The sequence below is a fragment of the Pseudoalteromonas sp. 0303 genome, from assembly GCF_013349995.1.
Lineage (GTDB): Bacteria > Pseudomonadota > Gammaproteobacteria > Enterobacterales > Alteromonadaceae > Pseudoalteromonas.
Window position 1 is genome coordinate 110,735 of sequence record NZ_JABVXF010000004.1, and the last position, 21,321, is coordinate 132,055.

General features: G+C 40.8%; 22 protein-coding genes. 16 read left to right on the forward strand and 6 right to left on the reverse strand.

Annotated features, from left to right (window positions below; translation table 11 throughout):
* Positions 1 to 7 precede the first annotated feature (7 nt).
* The 7 genes from HUS62_RS04610 to queG all read left to right on the forward strand — a co-directional run bounded on the left by HUS62_RS04610 (position 8) and on the right by queG (position 7,220).
* Positions 8 to 826, forward strand: a complete 819-nt coding sequence (locus HUS62_RS04610) for a hypothetical protein (protein ID WP_175078686.1) — start codon at positions 8 to 10, stop codon at positions 824 to 826.
* Positions 816 to 2,342, forward strand: coding sequence for a polyamine aminopropyltransferase (locus HUS62_RS04615; protein WP_175078687.1), 1,527 nt, complete (start codon positions 816 to 818; stop codon positions 2,340 to 2,342). The genes HUS62_RS04610 and HUS62_RS04615 overlap by 11 nt, the downstream gene beginning before the upstream one ends.
* 87 nt (positions 2,343 to 2,429) lie before the next feature.
* Positions 2,430 to 3,296, forward strand: coding sequence for a DMT family transporter (locus tag HUS62_RS04620; protein ID WP_054561031.1), 867 nt, complete (start codon positions 2,430 to 2,432; stop codon positions 3,294 to 3,296).
* Positions 3,293 to 3,991 (forward strand): glycerophosphodiester phosphodiesterase family protein, encoded by a 699-nt coding sequence (locus HUS62_RS04625; RefSeq protein WP_054561032.1) that lies wholly within the window; start codon positions 3,293 to 3,295, stop codon positions 3,989 to 3,991. Before HUS62_RS04620 ends, HUS62_RS04625 begins: the two co-directional genes overlap by 4 nt.
* Positions 3,992 to 4,075: 84 nt before the next feature.
* Entirely contained in the window at positions 4,076 to 5,293 is a 1,218-nt protein-coding gene (locus tag HUS62_RS04630) for a methyl-accepting chemotaxis protein (RefSeq protein WP_175078734.1), read from the forward strand.
* A gap of 60 nt (positions 5,294 to 5,353) precedes the next feature.
* Positions 5,354 to 6,016 carry a hypothetical protein gene (locus tag HUS62_RS04635; protein WP_175078688.1) on the forward strand — a complete coding sequence of 221 codons (663 nt, stop codon included), beginning with the start codon at positions 5,354 to 5,356 and terminating at the stop codon, positions 6,014 to 6,016.
* Between the two features lie 70 nt (positions 6,017 to 6,086).
* Positions 6,087 to 7,220 (forward strand): tRNA epoxyqueuosine(34) reductase QueG, encoded by a 1,134-nt coding sequence (queG, locus tag HUS62_RS04640; protein WP_175078735.1) that lies wholly within the window; start codon positions 6,087 to 6,089, stop codon positions 7,218 to 7,220.
* 20 nt (positions 7,221 to 7,240) lie between these two features.
* Here queG and HUS62_RS04645 read toward each other — a convergent pair whose 3' ends face one another.
* The 3 genes from HUS62_RS04645 to HUS62_RS04655 all read right to left on the reverse strand — a co-directional run bounded on the left by HUS62_RS04645 (position 7,241) and on the right by HUS62_RS04655 (position 10,973).
* Positions 7,241 to 8,368, reverse strand: coding sequence for a PleD family two-component system response regulator (locus HUS62_RS04645; RefSeq protein WP_175078689.1), 1,128 nt, complete (start codon positions 8,366 to 8,368; stop codon positions 7,241 to 7,243).
* A gap of 19 nt (positions 8,369 to 8,387) precedes the next feature.
* Positions 8,388 to 10,337, reverse strand: a complete 1,950-nt coding sequence (locus tag HUS62_RS04650) for an ATP-binding protein (protein ID WP_175078736.1) — start codon at positions 10,335 to 10,337, stop codon at positions 8,388 to 8,390.
* 144 nt (positions 10,338 to 10,481) lie between these two features.
* Positions 10,482 to 10,973: a GNAT family N-acetyltransferase gene (locus tag HUS62_RS04655; RefSeq protein ID WP_175078737.1), complete on the reverse strand. Its 492-nt coding sequence runs from the start codon at positions 10,971 to 10,973 to the stop codon at positions 10,482 to 10,484.
* A gap of 74 nt (positions 10,974 to 11,047) precedes the next feature.
* Between HUS62_RS04655 and HUS62_RS04660 the strand changes: the two genes are divergently transcribed.
* The 6 genes from HUS62_RS04660 to HUS62_RS04685 all read left to right on the forward strand — a co-directional run bounded on the left by HUS62_RS04660 (position 11,048) and on the right by HUS62_RS04685 (position 16,562).
* On the forward strand, positions 11,048 to 11,623 hold the full coding sequence (locus tag HUS62_RS04660) for a glutathione peroxidase (protein WP_054561036.1): 576 nt from the start codon (positions 11,048 to 11,050) through the stop codon (positions 11,621 to 11,623).
* Positions 11,624 to 11,695: 72 nt separating this feature from the next.
* Positions 11,696 to 11,977, forward strand: a complete 282-nt coding sequence (locus tag HUS62_RS04665; RefSeq protein WP_054552716.1) for a peptidylprolyl isomerase — start codon at positions 11,696 to 11,698, stop codon at positions 11,975 to 11,977.
* Between the two features lie 60 nt (positions 11,978 to 12,037).
* Complete coding sequence (locus tag HUS62_RS04670) at positions 12,038 to 12,616, forward strand: glutathione S-transferase family protein (RefSeq protein WP_175078690.1); 579 nt, start codon at positions 12,038 to 12,040, stop codon at positions 12,614 to 12,616.
* A gap of 17 nt (positions 12,617 to 12,633) precedes the next feature.
* The gene (locus HUS62_RS04675; RefSeq protein ID WP_054552718.1) at positions 12,634 to 12,984 is read left to right on the forward strand and encodes a DUF2750 domain-containing protein; all 351 of its coding nucleotides are present in this window, start codon (positions 12,634 to 12,636) and stop codon (positions 12,982 to 12,984) included.
* Positions 12,985 to 13,201: 217 nt separating this feature from the next.
* Complete coding sequence (locus HUS62_RS04680; protein WP_062566485.1) at positions 13,202 to 13,879, forward strand: hypothetical protein; 678 nt, start codon at positions 13,202 to 13,204, stop codon at positions 13,877 to 13,879.
* A gap of 112 nt (positions 13,880 to 13,991) precedes the next feature.
* Positions 13,992 to 16,562, forward strand: coding sequence for a M1 family metallopeptidase (locus HUS62_RS04685; RefSeq protein ID WP_175078691.1), 2,571 nt, complete (start codon positions 13,992 to 13,994; stop codon positions 16,560 to 16,562).
* Between the two features lie 39 nt (positions 16,563 to 16,601).
* Here HUS62_RS04685 and HUS62_RS04690 read toward each other — a convergent pair whose 3' ends face one another.
* Complete coding sequence (locus tag HUS62_RS04690) at positions 16,602 to 16,967, reverse strand: hypothetical protein (protein ID WP_175078692.1); 366 nt, start codon at positions 16,965 to 16,967, stop codon at positions 16,602 to 16,604.
* A 65-nt stretch (positions 16,968 to 17,032) separates the two neighbouring features.
* Positions 17,033 to 17,902 (reverse strand): hypothetical protein, encoded by an 870-nt coding sequence (locus tag HUS62_RS04695; protein WP_175078693.1) that lies wholly within the window; start codon positions 17,900 to 17,902, stop codon positions 17,033 to 17,035.
* A gap of 230 nt (positions 17,903 to 18,132) precedes the next feature.
* Between HUS62_RS04695 and HUS62_RS04700 the strand changes: the two genes are divergently transcribed.
* Genes HUS62_RS04700 through yjjG form a run of 3 tightly spaced genes read left to right on the forward strand, consistent with a single transcriptional unit; the run spans position 18,133 to position 20,307 of the window.
* The gene (locus HUS62_RS04700) at positions 18,133 to 19,032 is read left to right on the forward strand and encodes a phosphoribulokinase (RefSeq protein ID WP_054561042.1); all 900 of its coding nucleotides are present in this window, start codon (positions 18,133 to 18,135) and stop codon (positions 19,030 to 19,032) included.
* A 49-nt stretch (positions 19,033 to 19,081) separates the two neighbouring features.
* The gene (gene yjjX / locus HUS62_RS04705; RefSeq protein WP_054561043.1) at positions 19,082 to 19,621 is read left to right on the forward strand and encodes an inosine/xanthosine triphosphatase; all 540 of its coding nucleotides are present in this window, start codon (positions 19,082 to 19,084) and stop codon (positions 19,619 to 19,621) included.
* 11 nt (positions 19,622 to 19,632) lie between these two features.
* A complete protein-coding gene (gene yjjG / locus HUS62_RS04710) occupies positions 19,633 to 20,307 on the forward strand; it encodes a pyrimidine 5'-nucleotidase (protein ID WP_175078694.1) in 675 nt (224 codons plus the stop codon).
* Between the two features lie 71 nt (positions 20,308 to 20,378).
* On the opposite strand, the gene lpxC is transcribed toward yjjG, so the two are convergent.
* Entirely contained in the window at positions 20,379 to 21,290 is a 912-nt protein-coding gene (lpxC, locus tag HUS62_RS04715; RefSeq protein WP_036971181.1) for a UDP-3-O-acyl-N-acetylglucosamine deacetylase, read from the reverse strand.
* Positions 21,291 to 21,321 lie beyond the last annotated feature (31 nt).

Below are 21,321 nucleotides of genomic sequence, written 5' to 3' on the forward strand. Positions count from 1 at the left end.
GTAATGGATGAACATCTATAAGCTTTTTATTATTGCCGCTATCACATTTGTTGTTTGCTTAGTGATACGTGCAGATCTACAAGCGCCACTTATTAGTGGCCAATATGGCAACTTTAAAGACTACGACGGACAAGACAAACCTTACCTATTTACTGTGCCAGAAGGTGGCCAAATGATGCGCTTAGAAATTAAAGGCAGACTGCCTTTAAACTCATGGAAAGCCATTGATATCGAAATTTTTGACCCTGATGGTAACTACTTATTTAGTTACTCTGATGAACTTTGGGCCGAAACCGGACACGATTCAGATGGAAAATGGACTGAGTACCGAGATTATACTCATCACGATGTCCACTTCCCTAAGAAGGGGCAATATAGCGCCTACGTCAGTAGTACGTTTGGCCCAAATAAGCGTGCCGAACATTTTAGTTATACGTTTCGTATTATCCCAATCAAAGGTAACAGTAATTTTATGCTACCGCTGTTATGGATTTCTGGTTTCATCGGCGGTGTAGCGCTATTTGTAATGCTGCATCGTTTAGAAGCTGAGCGTGAAGGCTCTGATATTACTTATAAACCAATCAATAAGTTAAACCCTGAGGCTATAAAAGCAATGGAATCGCGCATCTCTGTTTGGCCTATTGTGTTACTGTTTTTAGCACCCGTGCTCTTCTTTTCCTTCTTGGCATATAGCAAAGGTGACAAAGAGCAAGATTGGCAAGTTTACTCCTATCACCACCTCACGATAAGCGTTGATAAACAATTGCGTGAACAAAGTATTGGCAGTGCAGGTTTCCGTTCACGAGGCGGCCCAGGTGGAAAATAAATCAATTCGCGAAAGCCACATTTTACTGTTTAGTATTTTTGTTGCTGGCCTTTGCTCAATTATCTATGAGCTACTGATCGCAACCACTGGTGCCTACTTTTTGGGTGATAGCATCACCCAATTTTCCCTAACAATTGGCGTTTATATGGCAGCAATGGGAGTTGGCTCTTATTTTTCGCGTTTTGTGCCTGATAAGCCATTGCTGGTGTATTTTATTGGTTTTGAGCTTGCGCTTGCACTACTTGGCGGTTTGAGTGTGCCATTGCTGTATTTCTGTTATGCGTTTGGCTTACCACTGCAAGCCATTAGTATTTTACTCACCACGCTAATAGGGATTTTGATTGGCTTAGAAATTCCGCTATTAAGTCGCCTAATGGAAAAACATTATGCGCTAAAAGCAAACCTCGCCAATGTGTTATCTATTGACTACTTTGGCGCCCTACTTGCGACTTTACTGTTTCCTTTTCTATTTTTACCTTGGCTTGGGGTTTTTAAAACAGCCTTAAGCTTTGGCTTAATGAATCTAAGTATTGCGCTGTTATTGTTGTGGTACTTTATCGACCATATCAGCCCAAATCGTCGAAAAGTGCTTAGATTCACTTTAGTTTTAGTCAGCTCAGTATTAGTGCTTTGTTTATTTGCTAGTAAACAGCTCACCCATCTTTGGCAAAGCCAAATCTACGATGACCGTGTAGTACACTCAGAGCAAACGCCCTATCAGCAAATCGTACTGACTCGTCATAAAGATGATATTCGGCTTTATTTAAACGGTGGCTTACAGTTTTCATCGATTGATGAGTATCGCTATCACGAAGCGCTTATTCATCCCGCTATGGTGCGCCATGGTAATGCCAAACGTATTCTAATTTTAGGCGGTGGCGATGGCTTAGCAGCTAGAGAGCTTTTGAAATACCCGCAAATAGAATCTATTACCCTAGTCGATTTAGACCCAGCAGTAGCTAAGCTTGCGCAAACTAATCACAACCTGACAACACTTAACAAGCACTCACTCAGTGACCCTAAAGTGACGGTTATTCATCAAGATGCTTATGTGTTTATTGAGCAAAACGAACAGCTGTTCGATATTATTTTTATTGATTTACCTGATCCAAAAGCAATCAATTTAGCACGGCTTTACAGTCAGCAGTTTTATCAACTAGTAAAAACACGACTACCAAATAACGGTATTGTAGTGACCCAGGCCACCAGCCCATTTTTTGCGAAACACGCATTTTGGTCTATCAATAACACACTCAGTGCAGCGGGCTTTGCGCACACCTTGCCTTATCATTTGAATGTGCCCTCTTTTGGCGAATGGGGCTTTGTTATGGCTTGCAACTTGATGTGCAGTAACCAACAAGTATTACCAGTTAAAACCCGCTTTTACCGCCCAGAAAATGACGCACAATTGTTTATTTTCACCCCAGATATTAGCGCTAACAATGAAAAAGTATCGACCCTTGATGAGCCTAATGTGCTGCACTATTACTTGCAGGGGTGGAAATATTGGAACTAAACGAATGGATTAGCCCATTTGGGGAGTTTACAAAGTAAAGGATTACCGTTACAAAGAGAGTTAATAACAACAATAACAAGGTTTGTAATGCAGGCGCACAAACAGAGCCTTATATACTTACATATTGCAGTACTCCTATTTGGTGGTACTGCATTATTCGCAAAGCTAGTCAGCTTAAGTGCATTAGATATTACCGTTTACCGAACAGCAATTGCAGGCTGTGCCTTACTGATCTTACTTACAATTCAACACAAAGCGATTAAGCTTCACTCGCGTCGCGACTACCTTATAGCCTTGTTACTTGGTATCACTGTTGGAATACATTGGCTCACCTACTTCGCAGGTATGCAACTAGCAGGTATTGCAGTCGGTATGATTGCCTTTTTTACTTACCCTGTTATCACGGTATTTTTAGAGCCTCTATTTCATGGCAGTAAACCACAGCTCAAAGATATTTTTAGCGCCTTAGTGGTGATGCTTGGTATTTATTTACTTATTCCTGATGCCAGCTTAGGCAATGATGTCACACTCGGTATTGCTATTGGCATTTTGTCAGCGTTCTTTTTTGCGTTTCGAAATATCGTTCACAAACGTTACTTTAGCCAATATGGCGGCCCACAAACCATGCTTTATCAAACTTGGATCGCCTGCATTATGCTGTGCGCCTTTGTCGAAGTACCGCCATTACAAGTTGATACAATAAATTGGCTGCTATTAATTACCGTAGGGGTTATTTTTACAGCAGCACCGCATTCACTGTTTGCAGCAAGCCTAAAAAACTTATCAGCTTCAACCGCTGGTTTGATATCGTGTTTGCAGCCTTTATACGGTACGTTTTTCGCTTTTTTAATTTTGCATGAGCAACCTTCAATTAGCACTCTTATTGGTGGCGCACTGGTGATTAGCGCCGCTTTTTATGAAACATGGTCAGTGACTCGTAGGTATAAGCAATGATGAAAGTATTCGCTCACAGAGGTGCCAGTGGTACCTACCCAGAAAATACTCAAAGCGCCATTATCGCAGCTGTTGATTTAGCAGTAGATGGCATCGAAATTGATGTGCAAAGCTGCCTTGATGATTACATGATTATTCACGATACTTGGCTTGATCGCACAACCTCGGGTCGCGGTAAGGTAAATGCCTGCTCAAAAGAGCAAATTCAACAATACGATGCTGGCAATGGCGAGTGCGTGCCCACTTTACAGCAGGCAATCGATTGGGTTGCTGATAAAACCTTGCTTAATTTAGAGCTTAAACATACTTTTTCGTTAGATAAATTTGTAGAGCTTATTGAGTCAAACGTTAGCGCTGGGAAAATTTCTCGTGATAACCTGTTAGTCTCTTCATTCGATCATCACCAACTGATGTGGCTAAAGCAAAAATTGCCGTGGGTAAAGATAGGTGCACTCACCGCTTCTATTCCAATTAATTACAGCGAGTTTGCTCAAAAACTCCATGCCTATAGCATTCATGTAGATAAAAACTTTATAAACCATGAGTTTGTTGCTGACGCAAAACAACGCGGCCTTCAAGTTTATGCTTACACGGTCGATAAAGTGGAAGATATCGAATTAATGCTAGAGTATGGCGTAGATGGTATTTTTACTAATTTTCCGTGTCATACACAAATGACACTGCAGTCACTGTAACTCAACAAAACTAAGCTATACTGTTGAATTATGTGACATTGAACAATAAAAAATTACGCCAAAATGAATCAACACAACACCTTAATGAGTAGCTATATGCGCATTTACAATTTTATCGAACAAACTTTCTTTTACACCCTCACACGTAAGATTGTCGGTAATTTAGGTTTTGTGTTTGCGTTTCAAGCCATTACTTTGATCTGGCTTTATAGCAGCCTGTCAGAACAGCAAGCTGGCATGGGACTATTTTGGTTAATGACCTTTGTTATCATCGCGAGCTTTATTTTTACTATTTTCTATATGCGCTTTTTAATTGTGCGCCCAGTGCAAGCAATGCGCGATACACTTGAGCAAATCAACCGCCATGATGCCGATTTATCTGCCAAGTTACCACATTTTACCTACGATGAATTTCGTGATTTAAGTGAGCAGTACAATACCTTTACAGTTCATTTAGCAAACCTATTAGCAACTACTTATCAAAGTGCACAAGCCAGTGCTGATAGCAGCTCAAAGATGACTCATTCGATGCAGCAAACCGCAGAAATGAGCCATCAGCAAATAAAATTCAGTCAAACCATTACTGATTCAAGTAACCAAATTACTTCAAGCCTTGAGAATATCTCAGCAAATACTGACAGCGTGCACCATGTTAATAGTGAACATTTAAACTTTGTTAAGCACTCAGCCACTGAGTTATCGGCATTAGTTAAAAAGGTCGCGATGATTAGCCAAATTTTGGGTAACTTCTCAGCAACGGTGTCTGGCCTTAAAGAAAACAGCGAGAACATTCGTGCCATTTTAAAAATGGTCGAAGAGTTTTCTGATCAAACCAATTTACTTGCCCTAAATGCTGCAATTGAAGCGGCACGTGCCGGTGAAGCAGGCCGAGGTTTTGCGGTGGTTGCCGATGAAGTTAGATCGCTATCGGTTAAAGTTAACGACGCAACTCGCCAGATCAGTGATTTTATTAATCAAATGAATAGCCTTGTTAGCGAAACCAATAAAGAGTCTGAGCAACTAATTAGCCACTCGAGTGAAGCGGAAACAGCAATTAGCAACACCTCAACAGGTTTTAGCAATATGCTTGGCGAATTTGAGCAAAACCAACAACAACTACAACAGATTGTCAGCGCGGTGCATTTACTAGAGCAAACCCAAATCCAAACCCATCAAACGGTTGAGCAAATAGTTGCTTTGGGTGAGCAAGCTAAGCAGCAAATTGATGAATCACTCGCTGATTGCCAACAGTCGCATAAACTGAGCCAACAAACCCAAGAGCAGTTAAAACGCTTTGTGTAAAAATTGACTTAATTCAATTAGTTACAGTACTGTATAAGAAAACATCAAAAGGGAATTTAAATGAAAAATGTTTTCTTTGCAGTGCTCACGCTATGCACGCTTTTTATTACTTATAAAGTCGTTAATCTGCTCGAGGATAACACTACACACAATGTTACGGCTGTAGAAACAGCAGAAGAAACCGCATCCCTTGCTATTAAGTCATCAACACTTCAAACAAAAATAAACCCGCAATTATCTCAAGAGACTGACTCACTAAGTTCTGATGATGCTTTTACCGACACAGACAGCTCCATAGGTGCACTAAGCTCATTGGATGAACTCGTAGCAGACAAAGAAAACGGTCAAAAAGTGCTTAATACTGAGCCATTAAATGAAATGGGATTTGCACAAATTCAAAATTATGTTTCTGAGTTAGCGAATGGCTTAACTGATGCCAACAAAGCGCAAGTTAGAGAACTGGTTTACGATGAAACAATAAAATACCAAGAAAAACACGCAGACATTACTGTGTATGATATGCAGTGCTCAAATCAACTATGCGGCATTATTCTGCAAAGCGATAATACAGATACTATTAGCCAGAGCCTAGATGATTTAATTAGCAACAATACTGTGAGGCAAAACAGTAAAGGTGGATTATCGCGTGTTTATACTGAAAACAATGTCGAGTACGGCTTACTAATTGCTGTTATTACTGACGATGGAATTACCCTACAATAAGTGATTATTGTTCAGAGCCTACCTCAAACTATGTTAAAGTAGCCGCTTCTTGGCTACTTTTTTATTGACCGTGACAACACCCGCTATTGATTATGAACAACTCGCACTGCAAATAAAGCAATGGGGTAAAGACCTTGGCTTTGCAGAAGTCGGGATCACTGATATTGACCTAACGAAGCATGAAGCGCAGCTACAGCGCTGGTTAGATTTAGGCTATCACGGTGAGATGGAATACATGGCAGCCCATGGTATGAAGCGAGCGCGCCCAGCAGAGCTGGTACCTGGCACGCAGCGAGTCATCTCAGTAAAAATGAACTACCTGCCGCCTGATGCAAGTTTTGCTAAAAACCTTAAACAAACCGACAAAGCGTACATTAGTCGCTATGCATTGGGTCGTGACTATCATAAGTTAATTCGCAACCGTCTGAAAAAGTTAGGCCAAAAAATAGAGCAGCAAGTTGGCCAACTCGGCTTTCGTCCCTTTGTTGACTCAGCCCCAGTACTTGAAAGGCAACTAGCCGAAAAGGCAGGCTTGGGCTGGCGTGGAAAACATAGTTTATTAATCAATAAAGAAGCAGGCTCTTGGTTTTTCTTAGGTGAGCTGTTTGTTGATATACCGCTACCAATTGATGAAGAAAATAGCTTTGAAGGCTGTGGGAAATGCGTTGCCTGTATGACGCTGTGCCCAACCGGTGCGATTGTCGAGCCTTATGTAGTCGATGCCCGTAAATGTATCTCTTATCTTACTATTGAACTGCAAGGCGCTATTCCTGAAGAGTATCGCCCACTGTTAGGGAATCGTATTTATGGCTGTGATGACTGCCAATTAGTTTGCCCATGGAATCGCTATGGTCAGCTTACCGATGAAGCTGACTTTCATCCAAGAAAGCAACTTAAAGACCAAGACTTACTGACTTTATTTGCATGGGATGAAACTACCTTTCTTAAAAATACCGAAGGCAGCCCTATACGCCGCATTGGTCACGAACGTTGGTTAAGAAACCTCGCTGTCGGATTAGGTAACGCTGATTACAACGAGCAAATAATCGAGGCTTTAGAGCAAAGGTTAACAACCGCTACACCTTTGGTCGCTGAACATATCGAGTGGGCGCTTGAGCAGCAAAAAAATAAGCGCCAGTTAAAGCTTCGTAAAACGGCGCGCTTAATTCGCATTGTTGAAAAAGGCCTACCCAGAGATGCTTAATGACTAGTTAAAGCTTTGCCCTATCGCGTTAATAATAGCGATAAGTCATTTTCAATTTCTTTAAAGGCCGCTTTAACCCCTTTTACAGACTCCTCTCGAGCCACTGAGTTTTGAATGGTTTCGTCGACCTTTTGATATATAAACACCTCTTGGTCTTCATCTAAACCCATGGTTGGTATGCGCCTTTCTAAATCTTCTTGAAGCTGCTTAAAAATCGCTTCGTTATTGATACGGTTTTCATTTAAAAGCTCAATCAAACCAGTAAATTTACTATGCACTTTACTTACAGCATCATTTAACTGTTGCTGCTGCTGAAGAAGCTCTTTTTTAGTCAGAATCGCTTTAAGCTGCTGCTCTGTGACACTGACTAAAAAACAAATATGATCTCTGATTCGGCCATGTTTATCAGGGTCTTGCTCAGGCATGTTTAAGATAAGCAAACTAATCATTTCATAGTTAACTAAAATCCGGTTCGAGAACTCATGCAAACGACCTTTATTTTTGAGCATTTCAAATAGTTCAATAACTATGGGTGAACACATGCCAGATACAGAAAAGTGTTCAACGCCTGTCGCTAAGCGAAACTCAACATTGCTTTGTAAATCAAATGAGCTTAGGCAGTTAAGTAGAGCCTTGCCCAGCTCTTGCTCATCTTCAATAGCACCAATATGCTCAATATAATTAACAATTTGACCCATTTCACTGCTGTTTGCCATGGCGTTAAACGCCGTTGAAGTCGCATCTTCAACCTGTTGCTCTAACGACTCTTTTTCAATGAGTACTTGATTCAAATGTTGTAATTTAAGTCTCAGTTCTTCATGGCTAAATGGCTTAACAATGTAGTCTTCTGCACCGACAGAGTAGCCTTCCATGCGCTCTTCAACCGTGCCCCTTGCTGAGACAAACATCACTATAATTTTTTGTGTGATTGGGTTTTCTTTGAGTTTGCGGCATACATCGTAACCACTCATTTGTGGCATGCTCACATCGAGTAAAATCACCTGAGGATCAAACTCTTCAACTACTTCTAAACATTCTGGGCCGCTATTAACCATTTTCAGCTCAAAATCGAGATCTTCTAAGATCTCTTCAATAATTTCTAAATTAAATGGTTCATCATCAACCGCTAAAATACGTTTCAAGGCCATGATTATCTTTTCCGTTTTATTAATTCATCGATATAGACTGTTGTTCATTTGCCAAGTGTTGTGGCAAGTCTATTTCTAAGGGAAGTCGTACCAGAATAGTTACGCCTCCGTATTCATTATTACTTGCTGAAATAGTGCCTTGATGTAAGACTACAAATTCACGACAAATAGCTAAGCCAAGCCCGGTGCCTCCCGCACCGCTATTTGTTTTACTACTTTGCTCAAACTTAGCAAAAATTTTTTCAAGTTCCTCTTCAGGGATCCCTATTCCGCGGTCAATTACAGCGATTTCGGCCATCTGTTCATTCACCGCTAAGCTTATATCAATGTCGCTATTCGGCTCACTAAACTTCAGTGCATTACCTAGCAAGTTACGCATAATTTGATTAATTTGTTCTTCGTCGCACTCAAGTACAATACCTTGCTCAAAGCCTATTGGTCGAATAGCAATACTTTTTTCAAGGGCTGTGCCCGACACATCATCAATGCTGGTTTTTATAATATTGCTTAAATTATGCTTTTGCGGATTGAACGGGAATTTCCCGACATCGAGTTTTGAGAGATCGAGCAAGTTATTTAGCAGCGATAGCAATCGTTCACCACTTTGCTCAATTCTAGATAGATACTTATTTAACTTATCTTTACTTAAATCGTCATTAGCAACTTTATCAAGCCCAAAACGAGCAAAGCTTAAAATAGAATGCATTGGCGTTCTGAGCTCATGAGACATATTCGCTAAGAATTCAGATTTACTATGACTTGCGGCTTCAGCCACATTTTTAGCATGCTCTAACTGTGCCGTACGGGCTTTGACCTCTTCTTCAAGCAAATCTTTAGCTTCAACGAGTAAATCTTCTTTTTCTTTGAGGTGCGTGACATTTTTAAAGATTACCGCTAACGCAATTTCGCCGTGGTGGTCGATTTCATTAAACGAGCCAACTAAAGGCACCTCACTGCCGTTTTTCTTGAGTAGTCGTAAGTCACAACTAAATTGCCGGTTCTTATTTAAAGTCGCAATCTTATCTTTGATACGCTCAGTTGAAGCAACATCAAAAAACTCAAAAACCGAACAATTCTCAAACTCTTTCAGCGGTTTTTCGAAAAGCTGCTCGCAGGCGTCGTTAGTTTCTATAACCTTACCACCACGTTCAAATAGAATGATGGCATCGGGTGTGTGTTTAAAAATAACTCGAAGTAGACTATCTTTTTCTATGAGTGCATCAACTGTATTTTGTAAACGCTCTACTAACTCAGTGTTGTGGCGCCTTAAAAGCTCTGTTTGCCACAATTTATGTACTGATTGCAGCAGGCTGTTGTCATCAACTGGCTTAATGAGCACATCTTCTACCCCTTGACGAATAGCTTCCACCATAGAGACTTGATCAGGTTTAGAGGTATAAAGTAAACATCGACTATTTGGTTGGCGTGTTTTGAGCTTATTAAAGAGCTCAAGCCCAGTGCCATCTTCAAAACTAAAGTCACTAATAAGCAAGTCAAAGTTTGTACTTTCAATATGCTCAAGTGCCAAATAAGTGCTGGTTGCTGTATAGGTTTTAATATGAGCCCCTTTTAGATTTTGAGCTATTTTCTCTAATCGATGTGGGCAGTGATCAACTAAAAGTACAGTTGGTAGCTTAAGAATACTATCGCTGTCGAGTTCAAGTACCCCTTCTAATAAAGAGCTGATCTCTTTATTTGCAAAGAAGGGGTAAATCACCACAGCATTAGGTAATAGGCGGTTTACTTCACTAAAATGTTCTAGTAAATCACTACGCTGTGCTTTGGGCGCTAAAAGCATGAAGTGCTCTTGTGCGAACACTGCCATTAGCGTTTTAATAACAGTGGTTGGCACACCATGAGAAGCTGCCACAAGATCAAAGTCTTGCTCTAAAACAGCATCATCAACCATCGCAAAATGTAATAGCTCAACACTACAGCCTATCAGCTCTAACAGCACTTTGACCCGCATTGCTAAAACACTATTGCTATCAACAATTAATATTCTTCGCACAGTAGACTAGACTCGCTTAACAATAAGTACATACATTAGCGTAGTCTAAAATCACAATGGGTCACAATTTGTACCGCATTTTTTTATTAGCTTTTTAGCTAATTAACTGTCTAAACGCTTACCTAAGATAGTGAGGCTATAGGCTTTATTATCCATGATCGCAATTTCAGGAAGCTCTCCCCAGACCTTGTAATCAAAACGATTAAACAGTTTTATACTTGGTAGGTTATGACTAAAGATAAAAGCTAATAACACCTTGATATCAAGTGTTTTTGCATGCTGTTCTGAAAATGTAAGCAATTGTTTACCTAGCCCTTTCCCTTGAGCTTGCTGGGTGATGTAAATGCTAATTTCAACGGTACCATCATAGGCAGGTCGGCCATAAAATGACTTATAACTCAGCCAAGCAAGCACTTTACCTTGTTGCTCAAAAACAAAGATAGGCCTTTTCTCTGTATGGCTATCAAACCAAGCTTGTTTGTCTGCAACCGACACCTCTTCAGTATCTGCGGTTACCATACGGCCAGGGATGGTCTCGTTATAAATAGCGACTATGTCAGTTAAGTCGTTTTGTGTTGCTTTGCGAATCGTCATAATAGCTGAAATTAAATGATCACTTTGCTGCATATTAGCGTATATTCATCACAAATAACTAGCGGGAAATAACTATGTATAAATATGCTTTGTTACTTGCAGCAGGTCTAATAACAACCAACCTTGCAGCACAAACCACAGAGGCGACACCTACTGCTAAAGCAAGCAGCCAATGTGATGACTTTACCAATGTTACAATGAGAAAGTTACGCTCAAAAGAGTCAATTAACTTCTGCGAATTCAAAGACAAACCACTGCTCATTGTAAATACCGCTAGTAATTGTGGTTTTACCGGCCAGTTTGAAGGCTTAGAGGCTATTCATAAAGAATATAAAGACCAAGGCTTAGTGGTACTAGGGTTTCCATCAGATGACTTTTTCCAAGAAGAAGACGATGAAAAAGACACTGCAAAAGTATGTTTCATCAATTATGGCGTAACCTTTAATATGCTGGCTACCAGTGCCGTTCGCGGTAGCGATGCAAACCCGATATTCAAACACCTAAACGAAGCAACTAGCTCACCTAACTGGAACTTTTACAAATATTTAGTGTCTGCTGACCGTAAGACAGTGCAGCGCTTTAATAGTAAAACTAAGCCACAATCGCAAACTTTACGCGATGCAATTGAAGCTGAGCTAACTGCAAAATAAATTTAATTTTTCGTTCGGTAAATATTGAACTAAACTAGTAATTTAATACTAAAACACACATTAGGAGATGTTATGGCAGTAGCCAGTGCAAGACACATTCTCGTAGACAGTGAAGCTCACTGTTTAGATTTAAAACAGCAAATTGAGCAAGGAGCTGACTTTGCAGAGCTTGCTCGTGCTCATTCTAATTGCCCATCAGGTCAAGATGGTGGTGCATTAGGTGAGTTTGGCCCTGGCATGATGGTTCCAGAGTTCGACAAAGTCGTATTCTCTGCACCAATTAACCAAGTACAAGGCCCAGTGCAAACCCAGTTTGGTTATCATCTTCTAGAAGTAACAAGCCGTACTGACTAATTGACAAATTGATTTCAGAAAGCCGCTTCACAGCGGCTTTTTTTTGCGAAGGATCTCAAAATGAAACTTTTAGGCTCTACTACCTCACCTTTTGTGCGCCGTATTCGAATTTGGGCGGCACTTAATAACCTACCTATTGATTTTGTTAATTTGGATATTTTCTCTGAGCAAGACAGACAAACCATGATTGCTCATAACCCTGCCAGAAAAATTCCTGTATTAATCGACCATGATTTTACCTTATGTGATTCCAACTCAATTATTCGCTATCTACTAGAGAAAGCTGATCAGCCGTTACTTAGCTGGCAGCAAGAGAACTACTTAACCATTATCAATGCCTGCAATGATTCACTGGTAGAAATTTTACTTTGTCAGCGTTCAGGGTTTGATACCAACAGCGACAAACTATTTTTTAATTTACAGAATGAACGAATTGTTGAAACATTAGCCTATTTAAATACTCATTTATTGGAGCCAGTATTTAAAAGCTGTGAATACCTCAACATCAGTTTATACTGCTTGCTAGATTGGATCCGCTTCCGCGAATTAACTGATTTTAGCCAACTAGAAAACTTAGTTGGTTTTTATCATAAATTCGCCGATAAAGCGGCGGTACAACAAACAGATCCACGAATATAAAGATAAGGGTTACGCAAATGAGCGATATCGAAATTGAATCAGAATTAGTTAGCTTTGTAGAAAAAGTTCGTTTGAACGAATCTATGTGGGCACTGGGTGCCGAAGATGGTGGTTTTGTTGTCTGTGAATCAAACCAATTTAGCGACACAGATGTGCTATTACTTTGGGGTACTGAAGATGCTGCAAAAGCACAATGTAAAGATGAGTGGCAAGACTATACCCCTGTTGAAATTGGCCTAGACGAATTTCTTGATGAGTGGGTTGAAGACCTTAACGAAGATGATGCGCTTGTTGGTTTAAACTGGAACGATGATCAAGTATGCGTTGAAATCGAACCGGTTGGTTTAGCTAAAGCTCTTTGCGATTAATCGCAATCCTTAAGCTTATAACGACACGGCCGTATTTATGGCAGTGTCGTTAAGCTGGAAACTTGATACTTATATTGATTTTAACAATAGAACCACTATTACTTGCAATCAATGCCTTGCCTAAATCGCTTTTAATTCCAACTGAAACTCGCATCTTGAGGTGGTTTGGGTATATCAGTTATACTCTTCGACACATCTTTATTATCAAGGTATTAGGTTGAAGTCCCATCTTGGTCGTAGGCCCTTTTCGGCCATGGAATTACATACCCTGTATAATGGTTACATTTATGGTGATCAGCGTTTAGCACGTGAACAAGCTAAGCATTGGCACTTTTGGCTGCCTTTATTTGCCTATTACACCGGTGCCTACAGCGATGAAATTGGCCATTTAACCCTTGATAATATTGTCACCCTTGATGGAATTCGCTGCTTTGATTTTCATACACATGGCAAGATAAAACCCCGCTATGTGCCTATCCACAATGCATTACTCGATGCAGGACTTGACCAATACTTAGGCTATTTAAATGAACAAAATCAGCAACGACTGATGTTTGATTTACCCGCTAAATCTGGTCGCTACAGCGAAAAAGTACGTATTTGGTTTTCGGGTGAAGGTGAACGCGCTGGTTATTTACAAAAGTGCGCTATTCCTACTGTTGATCAGCAAGGTATGAAAACCGCGATAAGCAGTTTACGGCTCAACTTTGAACAACAAGTGCGAATTCATGCACTGCAAGCCAACTGCAAAGATGCCTTTAACTACTTGCTTGGTTTTAAAGATTTCAACGAGCAACGCTTTGCTGATATGCAGTTATTAAATACCGTGCTGCAAAACATACGACAAATAAACCCGCAACTGCATTGGCAGCGTTTCATTGACCGCCATAATTAACTGACAAACTTTGTTACTAACTATTTATTACTGTTCAAATTAAAACCTGATAGCATGGTGATTCGCCCCTCATAGCAGGTGCCTTTCTAACAACAAAAAATCAGGGATACTTATGTTCTTAAAAAGCCTATTAACGGTGAGTGTTGCACTTGCTGTTAGCTCTGCCCATGCCAATGAATATGTTATCGAAAAGCTTGCCAAGCCTAGCTCACAACAAGTAGAACTTACGCTTGATCCTGCCAAAGACAATTTTTCTGGTCATACCGAAATTGCTTTAGAGGTTCTAAAAGCAACGAATTATATCGAATTAAACGGTATTGATTATGCAGTTAGCATGGCGAAAATTTTAGGTGCAGAAAACTGTGACCTAAGTGCTGAAATGCTAAAAACAGGCAAAGTTAAATTCGCTTGTGAAGAAAAAATTCAGCCAGGTAAATACACTTTAAAAGTTGATTTTACCGCACCTTATAACCGTCAAAGTGTTGGTTTATATAAAACTTTAGATCAAGGCACACCTTATCTTTTCACGCAATTTGAAATGAGCGATGCGCGTCGTGCATTCCCGGTTTTTGACGAGCCAAGTTATAAAATTCCATTTCAGCTAACTATCACAGCGCCAACATCACAAAAAGTGTATGCCAATACACCGGTTTTAAAAACCAAAGTTGATGGCGATATGACAACGCACTTTTTCGACAAAACGCCACCGATTCCTTCGTACTTAGTCGCTATGGCTGTGGGCCCGTTTGAAGAGCTTGAAATTAAAGGCATGCCAATCCCTGGCCGTGTACTGACTCCTCAAGGTAAAATTCACCTTGCTGATTACGCAAAAGAAAATATGCCGCGTGTGTTAAAAGCCCTAGAAGATTATTTTGGCATTCCTTACGTATATAAAAAGCTAGACTCAGTGGCAGTGCCAGAGTTTCCATTTGGCGCAATGGAAAACGCAGGCCTAGTGACTTATCGTGAAGACATTTTACTAGTAGACCTAGCAACAGCAACGCGCAGCAAAAAAGAGCGTAATGTATCAATCATTGCCCATGAGTTAGCGCACCAGTGGTACGGTAACCTAGTGACTATGAAGTGGTGGAATGATTTATGGTTAAACGAAGCATTCGCAAGCTGGATGGCAGCGAAAATCACTGCACAAATCAACCCAGAATTTGAGTCGCACTTAGACTTACCACAAAACCATGTGATGGCACTAGATGCGCGTCTAAGTACTAAACCTATTCGTAAACCAATCAAGACTGAAGCTGATATCATGGATGGCCTTGGCCTTGCTTACAGTAAAGGGAGTGCGGTTTTATCTATGGTTGAAAACTGGATTGGCGAAGAGGCATTCCAGCAAGGTATTCGTGCTTACTTGAAGAAATTCTCGTATAAAAATGCAGAAGCTGCTGATCTATGGCAAGCACTAGGCGAAGCGTCTAATAAAGATGTGGCAAGTGTTCTTAAATCGTTTATCGAACAGTCATCTTTCCCACTTATTAAAGTAACGCAAGATGGCAAGAAAATTAATATTAGCCAAAGCCGCTTTGTAAATGCTGGCGTTGATGCACCTGCACAACTGTGGAATGTTCCGGTTGCAATTAAGTATGGTGCGGGCGACAAAGTTAAAACCGCAAGTGTACTGCTGAATAAAGAAACACAGCAACTAACTCTCGACTTTGAACCTGAGTGGATCTACCCAGATCAAGGTGCCATGGGTTATTACCGCTGGGTATTAGATGATGCTCAGTTTAATGCCCTGTTAGAGAACGCTGCTGACAAGCTAACGGTACGTGAGCGCTTAGCGCTACTTTCTGCGGTTGATTCATTACTTGATGCAGGTGTTATCTCTGCGGCTCACTTAATGCAAACTTTAGAAGCCTTTGTGAGTGATGCTCACCCATTAGTAGCAAACACAGCGTTAGGTTACCTTACTTCTCAAAAACGCGTATTCGAAGACGACAGCAACCTTGACTTATGGCCTAAGTTTATCCGTAACAGCATTGCACCAGCTGCTAAACAATATGGTTTAACAGCAAAAGCAGGTGAAGATGCAGCGGTATCGCAATTGCGTGCGCAAGTTATTGCCCGTTTAGGTTTTGATGGCCAAGATCAAAAAGTCATTGATACTGCAAAAGCACAAGCGGCACTGTACTTAAACAACCCTGAAAATGTTGACCCATATTTAGCCTCAACTTACTTAAACCTTGCGGCTTACCATGGCGATGCGAAGTTACTTAAAAAGTACAAGCAAACCTTTAAAACGACCAAAGATCCACAAGTGCGTACTAAGATGCTGGCAGCGATGGGTTACTTTGGTAAACCTGAGTTACAAAAAGCGGTTCTAGAGTACAGCTTAACAGATAACGTAACAGCCTCTGATATGCGTACGTTATTAGGTGGTTTAGGCTATGGTAAAGAACGTGAAGCACTGTTTATTGAGTGGATTTACAACAATTACGATGCCATCACTAAGAACTTACCGCCGTTCTTTGTACCAAACTTACCGTTCTTCACGACAGCAAGCTGTGATGCGAAAAGCCTAGAGAAAACCAAAACCTTCTTCAACGATAAAATCACTGAAGTACCAGGTTATGCACGTTCTCTTAGTAAGCTTGAAGAAAGCATTAATGATTGTATTGCACTGAAAAACCGTGAGTTAAGCTCGGTGAATAGCTTCCTTAAGCGCTAATTAAAGCAAATGCAAAAAGGGCCACAATGTGGCCCTTTTTTATTGCGCTAAAATAGCAGTTAACTTAGTTATAAATTGCTCTGCAGCTTCAGGTGAGGTGACTTTAAATGCAATACCATAATGAATGGGTTGTGCACTTTTATGAATGCGAGTTGGAAAACGGGTCATTTCACTACTGTGAAAGTAGTCTTTGATACGCGTAATGCCCTCTATTGACTCAAAATCAGCACTGAATACTTCAAATATAGGTCTAATAACAATTTTAGCCTGGCCACTTTGCTCATGAACATAAAATGCCTCTTTTGAGCTAGCTGGCATAAATTCGTTAATATTTTTAATCTTAAAATTACTGCGGCAGCCCGCTTTAACCAGCTGTACACTCACTTGCTCGGCAGAAAAAGACAAAGGCGTTCCTTACATATAACGTGGATAGTTTAGCCACAGTACAGCAATCAGGCAAAAACCGTTACTCATTTATTACATACAAATGCCAGTTTGCTCTGTTTGTAATTTAACCGTGAGATTGAACCATCACAAAAGCGTCTTAAATCAAGCCACTGTGATACCACTTCAGGCTCTGTAAGGCTGCGCTTATGAACTCGATTATTAACCGCATAAGCCACAGTGTCTTTGTCAATTAAAGCAAAGTCTTGCACCGACTCAGGTAATCTAAATAAATCACTAACTTCCTCAGTTTGCGGCGCAAAGCGTGCAACCCAATGTTGGTTGTTTTTGTTATAACTAAATAAATAACTGTTTGTGTGCTTATCAAAAATTAAAGTACGGCCAATATCACCGGCAATGACACGCGGTTTAGCAGCTGCAACACGAGTGTATTGCAATGTATGCGGCTCACCTAAGATAAACATGATCAGGTCTTCATCAGCGCCCCAAGCGTGGTAGCCAACCGGCTCAATCCATTCAAAAACTCGGCTAGCAACAGATTCTTCTGCTAATGGATACTGCCATAACTTTTGCTTGCCATCTGCTTCGACCACGATTGCCGACAAGGCTTGCTGATTTGGCATCAGCGTAGGCGAGTATTCACTGACAGGCGTGTTGGTGATATTCACGCTGCTCTTAGATGTAAAGTCATAAAACGCAATATCGGTTTGTGACTGGCCATTTTCGTCAACAACCTCATGGGTATAGTAAAGCCCTGTATCAACTAAAAATGGTTGATTATTATAAGCTTTATCATCTGTTACTCGCGACACCTGCATGCCATATGGGGTGTCTAACTCGGCAAGTAATATTTCGCTTTTAGGCATCGCTGCATGTACGTGACTGGTAAAAAATGTCCCTGCTGCGACGAAAAGTAAAGACGAAATCAATTTCATGTTGTTCTCTCGTTTTAATTTTTATCAGCCCATGATAGCGTTAATTAATCCGCCAGTCACTTGACCTTACCATGCTCGACCTTTATAACTAGGACGTGTTCGTTTTTTATCAGTTTCTACTGATTGATTTTATGCACGATAATACCAATCGAGCTAAGTAACTGACCATTTAACACGCTAGAATGGTTAACAATTCAAGCCGACTGGTATCAACAATAACGAGAATAATTATGTCAGCTAAACACCCTATCATCGCTATTACCGGTTCATCTGGGGCGGGGACTACTACAACCACCAATGCGATTAAGCACATTTTTAGAAGCTTAAGCATTGATGCAGCCTTCATCGAAGGCGATAGCTTTCATCGTTATACACGTCCAGAAATGGATAAAAAAGTCCGTGAAGCACAACAAGAAGGCAAGCATATTAGCTACTTTGGCCGAGAAGCTAACGATTTTGGCGCCCTTGAGGAGCTTTTTTATCAATATGGCGAAACCGGGCAAGGTAAAATCAGACGCTACTTACATACTTTCGACGAAGCGGTCCCTTATAACCAATTACCGGGCACCTTTACCCCTTGGCAAGACTTAGAATCAAATACAGATATCTTATTCTATGAAGGTCTACATGGTGGTGCTGTCGATGAGAATCATGATGTTGCTAAGCATGTCGATTTATTGATTGGTATGGTGCCTATTATCAACCTTGAGTGGATCCAAAAGCTCATTCGCGATACCTCGGAACGAGGCCACTCTCGTGAAGCGGTAATGGGCTCTATTGTGCGCTCGATGGACGATTACATAAATCATATTACTCCGCAGTTTTCGCGTACTCATATTAACTTCCAGCGAGTGCCAACGGTTGATACCTCAAACCCATTCAGCGCAAAAGATATTCCTTCTTTAGACGAAAGCTTTGTTGTTATTCGCTTTCGTGGCATAGATGACGTCGATTTTCCGTACTATTTGAGCATGATTGAAGGCAGCTTTATGTCTCGTATCAATACCCTTGTGGTACCTGGAGGCAAAATGGGTTTAGCTATGGAGCTTGTGTTAACCCCATTGATCAAAGATATTATTTTGAAAAAACGCGCCCTTGAAAATTTAGCCCCGGTTGACTTGCCGATTTAACTCACTCGGGTACACTGCTGACTCTGGTGAAAACAATGGAGTCGTCGGCTTGAAACAAACTTTACGTGTTATTGTTGGTTCAAAGAACCCCGTTAAAATTAACGCGGCTAAACATGTCTTTAGTCTTTATTTCCCAAATCATACCATTGAATGTAAAGGTGAAGATGCACCTTCTGGTGTGCCTGATCAGCCGCTAGGCGAAGATGAAACCCGTATCGGCGCTGAAAATCGTGTTAAGTATTGCCAAGATCACTTTGACGCCGACTTTTATGCAGCAATGGAAGGCGGCGCAGAACAATTTAGTTATGGCGCTGCAACCTTTGCCTTTGTAGTGATTGCAAACAAGCAGCAATTTAGCGTTGGTCGCAGTAGTAACCTACCGTTACCGCAACCTTTTTACGATGCCTTGCTAGCTGGTAAAGAACTAGGTGATGTCATGGATGAGGCATTCAATACCGTTAATATCAAACAACAAGGTGGTGCTATTGGCTTATTAACCAATCATCTTGCCACGCGCGAAAGTACTTATGTACAAGCGCTGACATTGGCCATGGCGCCATTTTCACACCCTACCCTATTCAACCAGTAATTAGGATAACCATGAAGTATAGCCACGTATTATTCGATGCAGATGAAACGCTATTTAGTTTTAATGCATTCGAAGGTTTAAAAGTGATGTTTGCACATTACGGCGTAGAATTTACTGAGTCAGATTATCATCATTACCAAGCAACCAATAAGCCGCTTTGGGTTGCTTATCAAAAGCATGAAATTACCGCCAGTGAGCTACAGATAACTCGCTTTACAGAATGGGCTAATAGACTCGATGTGCCAGCAAAAGAGCTTAACGATGGCTTCTTGGATGCTATGGCCTCTCTTTGTGTGCCATTACCTGGTGCAGTTGACTTGCTTACAAAGTTAAAACCACACGCCAAGCTAGGTATTATTACCAATGGGTTTGATAAGTTACAACAAAAACGCCTAGAGCACACCGGTTTACAGGATATGTTCGATTGGCTGGTTATTTCAGAGTTAGTCGGTAAAGCAAAACCTGCCCCAGAGATTTTTCAACATACATTTCAATTGATGGGGAATCCGCCAAAAGAGCAGATTTTAATGGTAGGTGATACCGCTGCCAGTGATATTTTAGGTGGTCACAATGTGGGTATCGACACGTGTTGGTTACAACACCCGGGAGTTGAGCTACCAGAGGATATTAAACCAACTTATCAAATCAATCAGTTGGTCGAGCTTGAAGCTATTCTAGGGTTATAAATCTTGATAATAGTTTGGCAAAAAAAATGACGCTTAAAGCGTCATTTTTTATAACTGTAATATGCTTGCGATTAAGCTGTCGCTACTTCTAGGCCTGGTGCTGGCATAGTCACTGGGGTATCGAATGTTGCCCATTCCCATGCTGACTCAGTCGCCATAATTTTACGAAGTAGTTTATTGTTTAAATCATGGCCTGATTTATAAGCCGTGATTTTACCTAGAATGTTGTGGCCTGTCATAAACATATCGCCCACACAGTCTAAGATCTTGTGTTTAACAAACTCATCGCTGTAACGTAAGCCGTTTGGATTTAGTACTTTAAACTCATCCAATACAACTGCGTTATCCATGCTACCACCTAATGCTAGGTTGTTAGCGTGCATATACTCGATATCTTTCATAAAGCCGAAAGTACGTGCGCGGCTGATTTCTTCAGTGAAGCTTTGTGCCGTGATATCTAAACCGATACGTTGGCGGCTTTCATTGATTGCTGGGTGATCAAACGCAATTTCAAAATCGATGTGGAAACCATCGTATGGTTCGATCTCAGCCCATTTATCGCCTTCTTCAATGCGTACTTTTTCTTTAATACGAATAAAGCGCTTAGCTGCATTTACTTCTTTAATGCCGCCTTTTTGTAACAAATAGATGAATGGTAATGCACTACCATCCATAATTGGTACTTCTGAGCTGTCTAATTCAACAATTAGATTATCAATACCCATTGCCGCTACCGCCGCAATAAGGTGCTCAGTCGTTGATAAGCGAACGCCATCTTTGTTTGTTAAACAGGTACATAATTGCGTATCACCAACGGCTTCTGGTGTTGTTTCAAAATCAACAACCGGATCAAGGTCTACGCGACGAAATACTATCCCAGTATTTGCGCTCGCAGGTCGGAGAGTAATAGTGACCTTCTCACCTTTATGAAGTCCAATTCCTATGGCTTTGACTACTTCTGCAATCGTACGCTGTTTAATCATAGGTTCGCTCACTTATAGTTACAGTTAGACG

What these genes read in the sequence shown, in the direction of transcription:
- HUS62_RS04645 (WP_175078689.1), bottom strand. Translation starts at nt 8,368, where the DNA reads ATGGCCTTGAAACGTATTTTAGCGGTTGATGATGAACCATTTAATTTA.
- HUS62_RS04635 (WP_175078688.1), top strand. Translation starts at nt 5,354, where the DNA reads ATGAAAAATGTTTTCTTTGCAGTGCTCACGCTATGCACGCTTTTTATT.
- HUS62_RS04660 (WP_054561036.1), top strand. Translation starts at nt 11,048, where the DNA reads ATGTATAAATATGCTTTGTTACTTGCAGCAGGTCTAATAACAACCAAC.
- HUS62_RS04650 (WP_175078736.1), bottom strand. Translation starts at nt 10,337, where the DNA reads ATGCGGGTCAAAGTGCTGTTAGAGCTGATAGGCTGTAGTGTTGAGCTA.
- HUS62_RS04685 (WP_175078691.1), top strand. Translation starts at nt 13,992, where the DNA reads ATGTTCTTAAAAAGCCTATTAACGGTGAGTGTTGCACTTGCTGTTAGC.
- HUS62_RS04610 (WP_175078686.1), top strand. Translation starts at nt 8, where the DNA reads ATGAACATCTATAAGCTTTTTATTATTGCCGCTATCACATTTGTTGTT.
- HUS62_RS04675 (WP_054552718.1), top strand. Translation starts at nt 12,634, where the DNA reads ATGAGCGATATCGAAATTGAATCAGAATTAGTTAGCTTTGTAGAAAAA.
- HUS62_RS04620 (WP_054561031.1), top strand. Translation starts at nt 2,430, where the DNA reads ATGCAGGCGCACAAACAGAGCCTTATATACTTACATATTGCAGTACTC.
- HUS62_RS04670 (WP_175078690.1), top strand. Translation starts at nt 12,038, where the DNA reads ATGAAACTTTTAGGCTCTACTACCTCACCTTTTGTGCGCCGTATTCGA.
- HUS62_RS04695 (WP_175078693.1), bottom strand. Translation starts at nt 17,902, where the DNA reads ATGAAATTGATTTCGTCTTTACTTTTCGTCGCAGCAGGGACATTTTTT.
- HUS62_RS04700 (WP_054561042.1), top strand. Translation starts at nt 18,133, where the DNA reads ATGTCAGCTAAACACCCTATCATCGCTATTACCGGTTCATCTGGGGCG.
- HUS62_RS04625 (WP_054561032.1), top strand. Translation starts at nt 3,293, where the DNA reads ATGATGAAAGTATTCGCTCACAGAGGTGCCAGTGGTACCTACCCAGAA.
- lpxC (WP_036971181.1), bottom strand. Translation starts at nt 21,290, where the DNA reads ATGATTAAACAGCGTACGATTGCAGAAGTAGTCAAAGCCATAGGAATT.
- HUS62_RS04665 (WP_054552716.1), top strand. Translation starts at nt 11,696, where the DNA reads ATGGCAGTAGCCAGTGCAAGACACATTCTCGTAGACAGTGAAGCTCAC.
- HUS62_RS04630 (WP_175078734.1), top strand. Translation starts at nt 4,076, where the DNA reads ATGAGTAGCTATATGCGCATTTACAATTTTATCGAACAAACTTTCTTT.
- yjjG (WP_175078694.1), top strand. Translation starts at nt 19,633, where the DNA reads ATGAAGTATAGCCACGTATTATTCGATGCAGATGAAACGCTATTTAGT.
- HUS62_RS04655 (WP_175078737.1), bottom strand. Translation starts at nt 10,973, where the DNA reads ATGACGATTCGCAAAGCAACACAAAACGACTTAACTGACATAGTCGCT.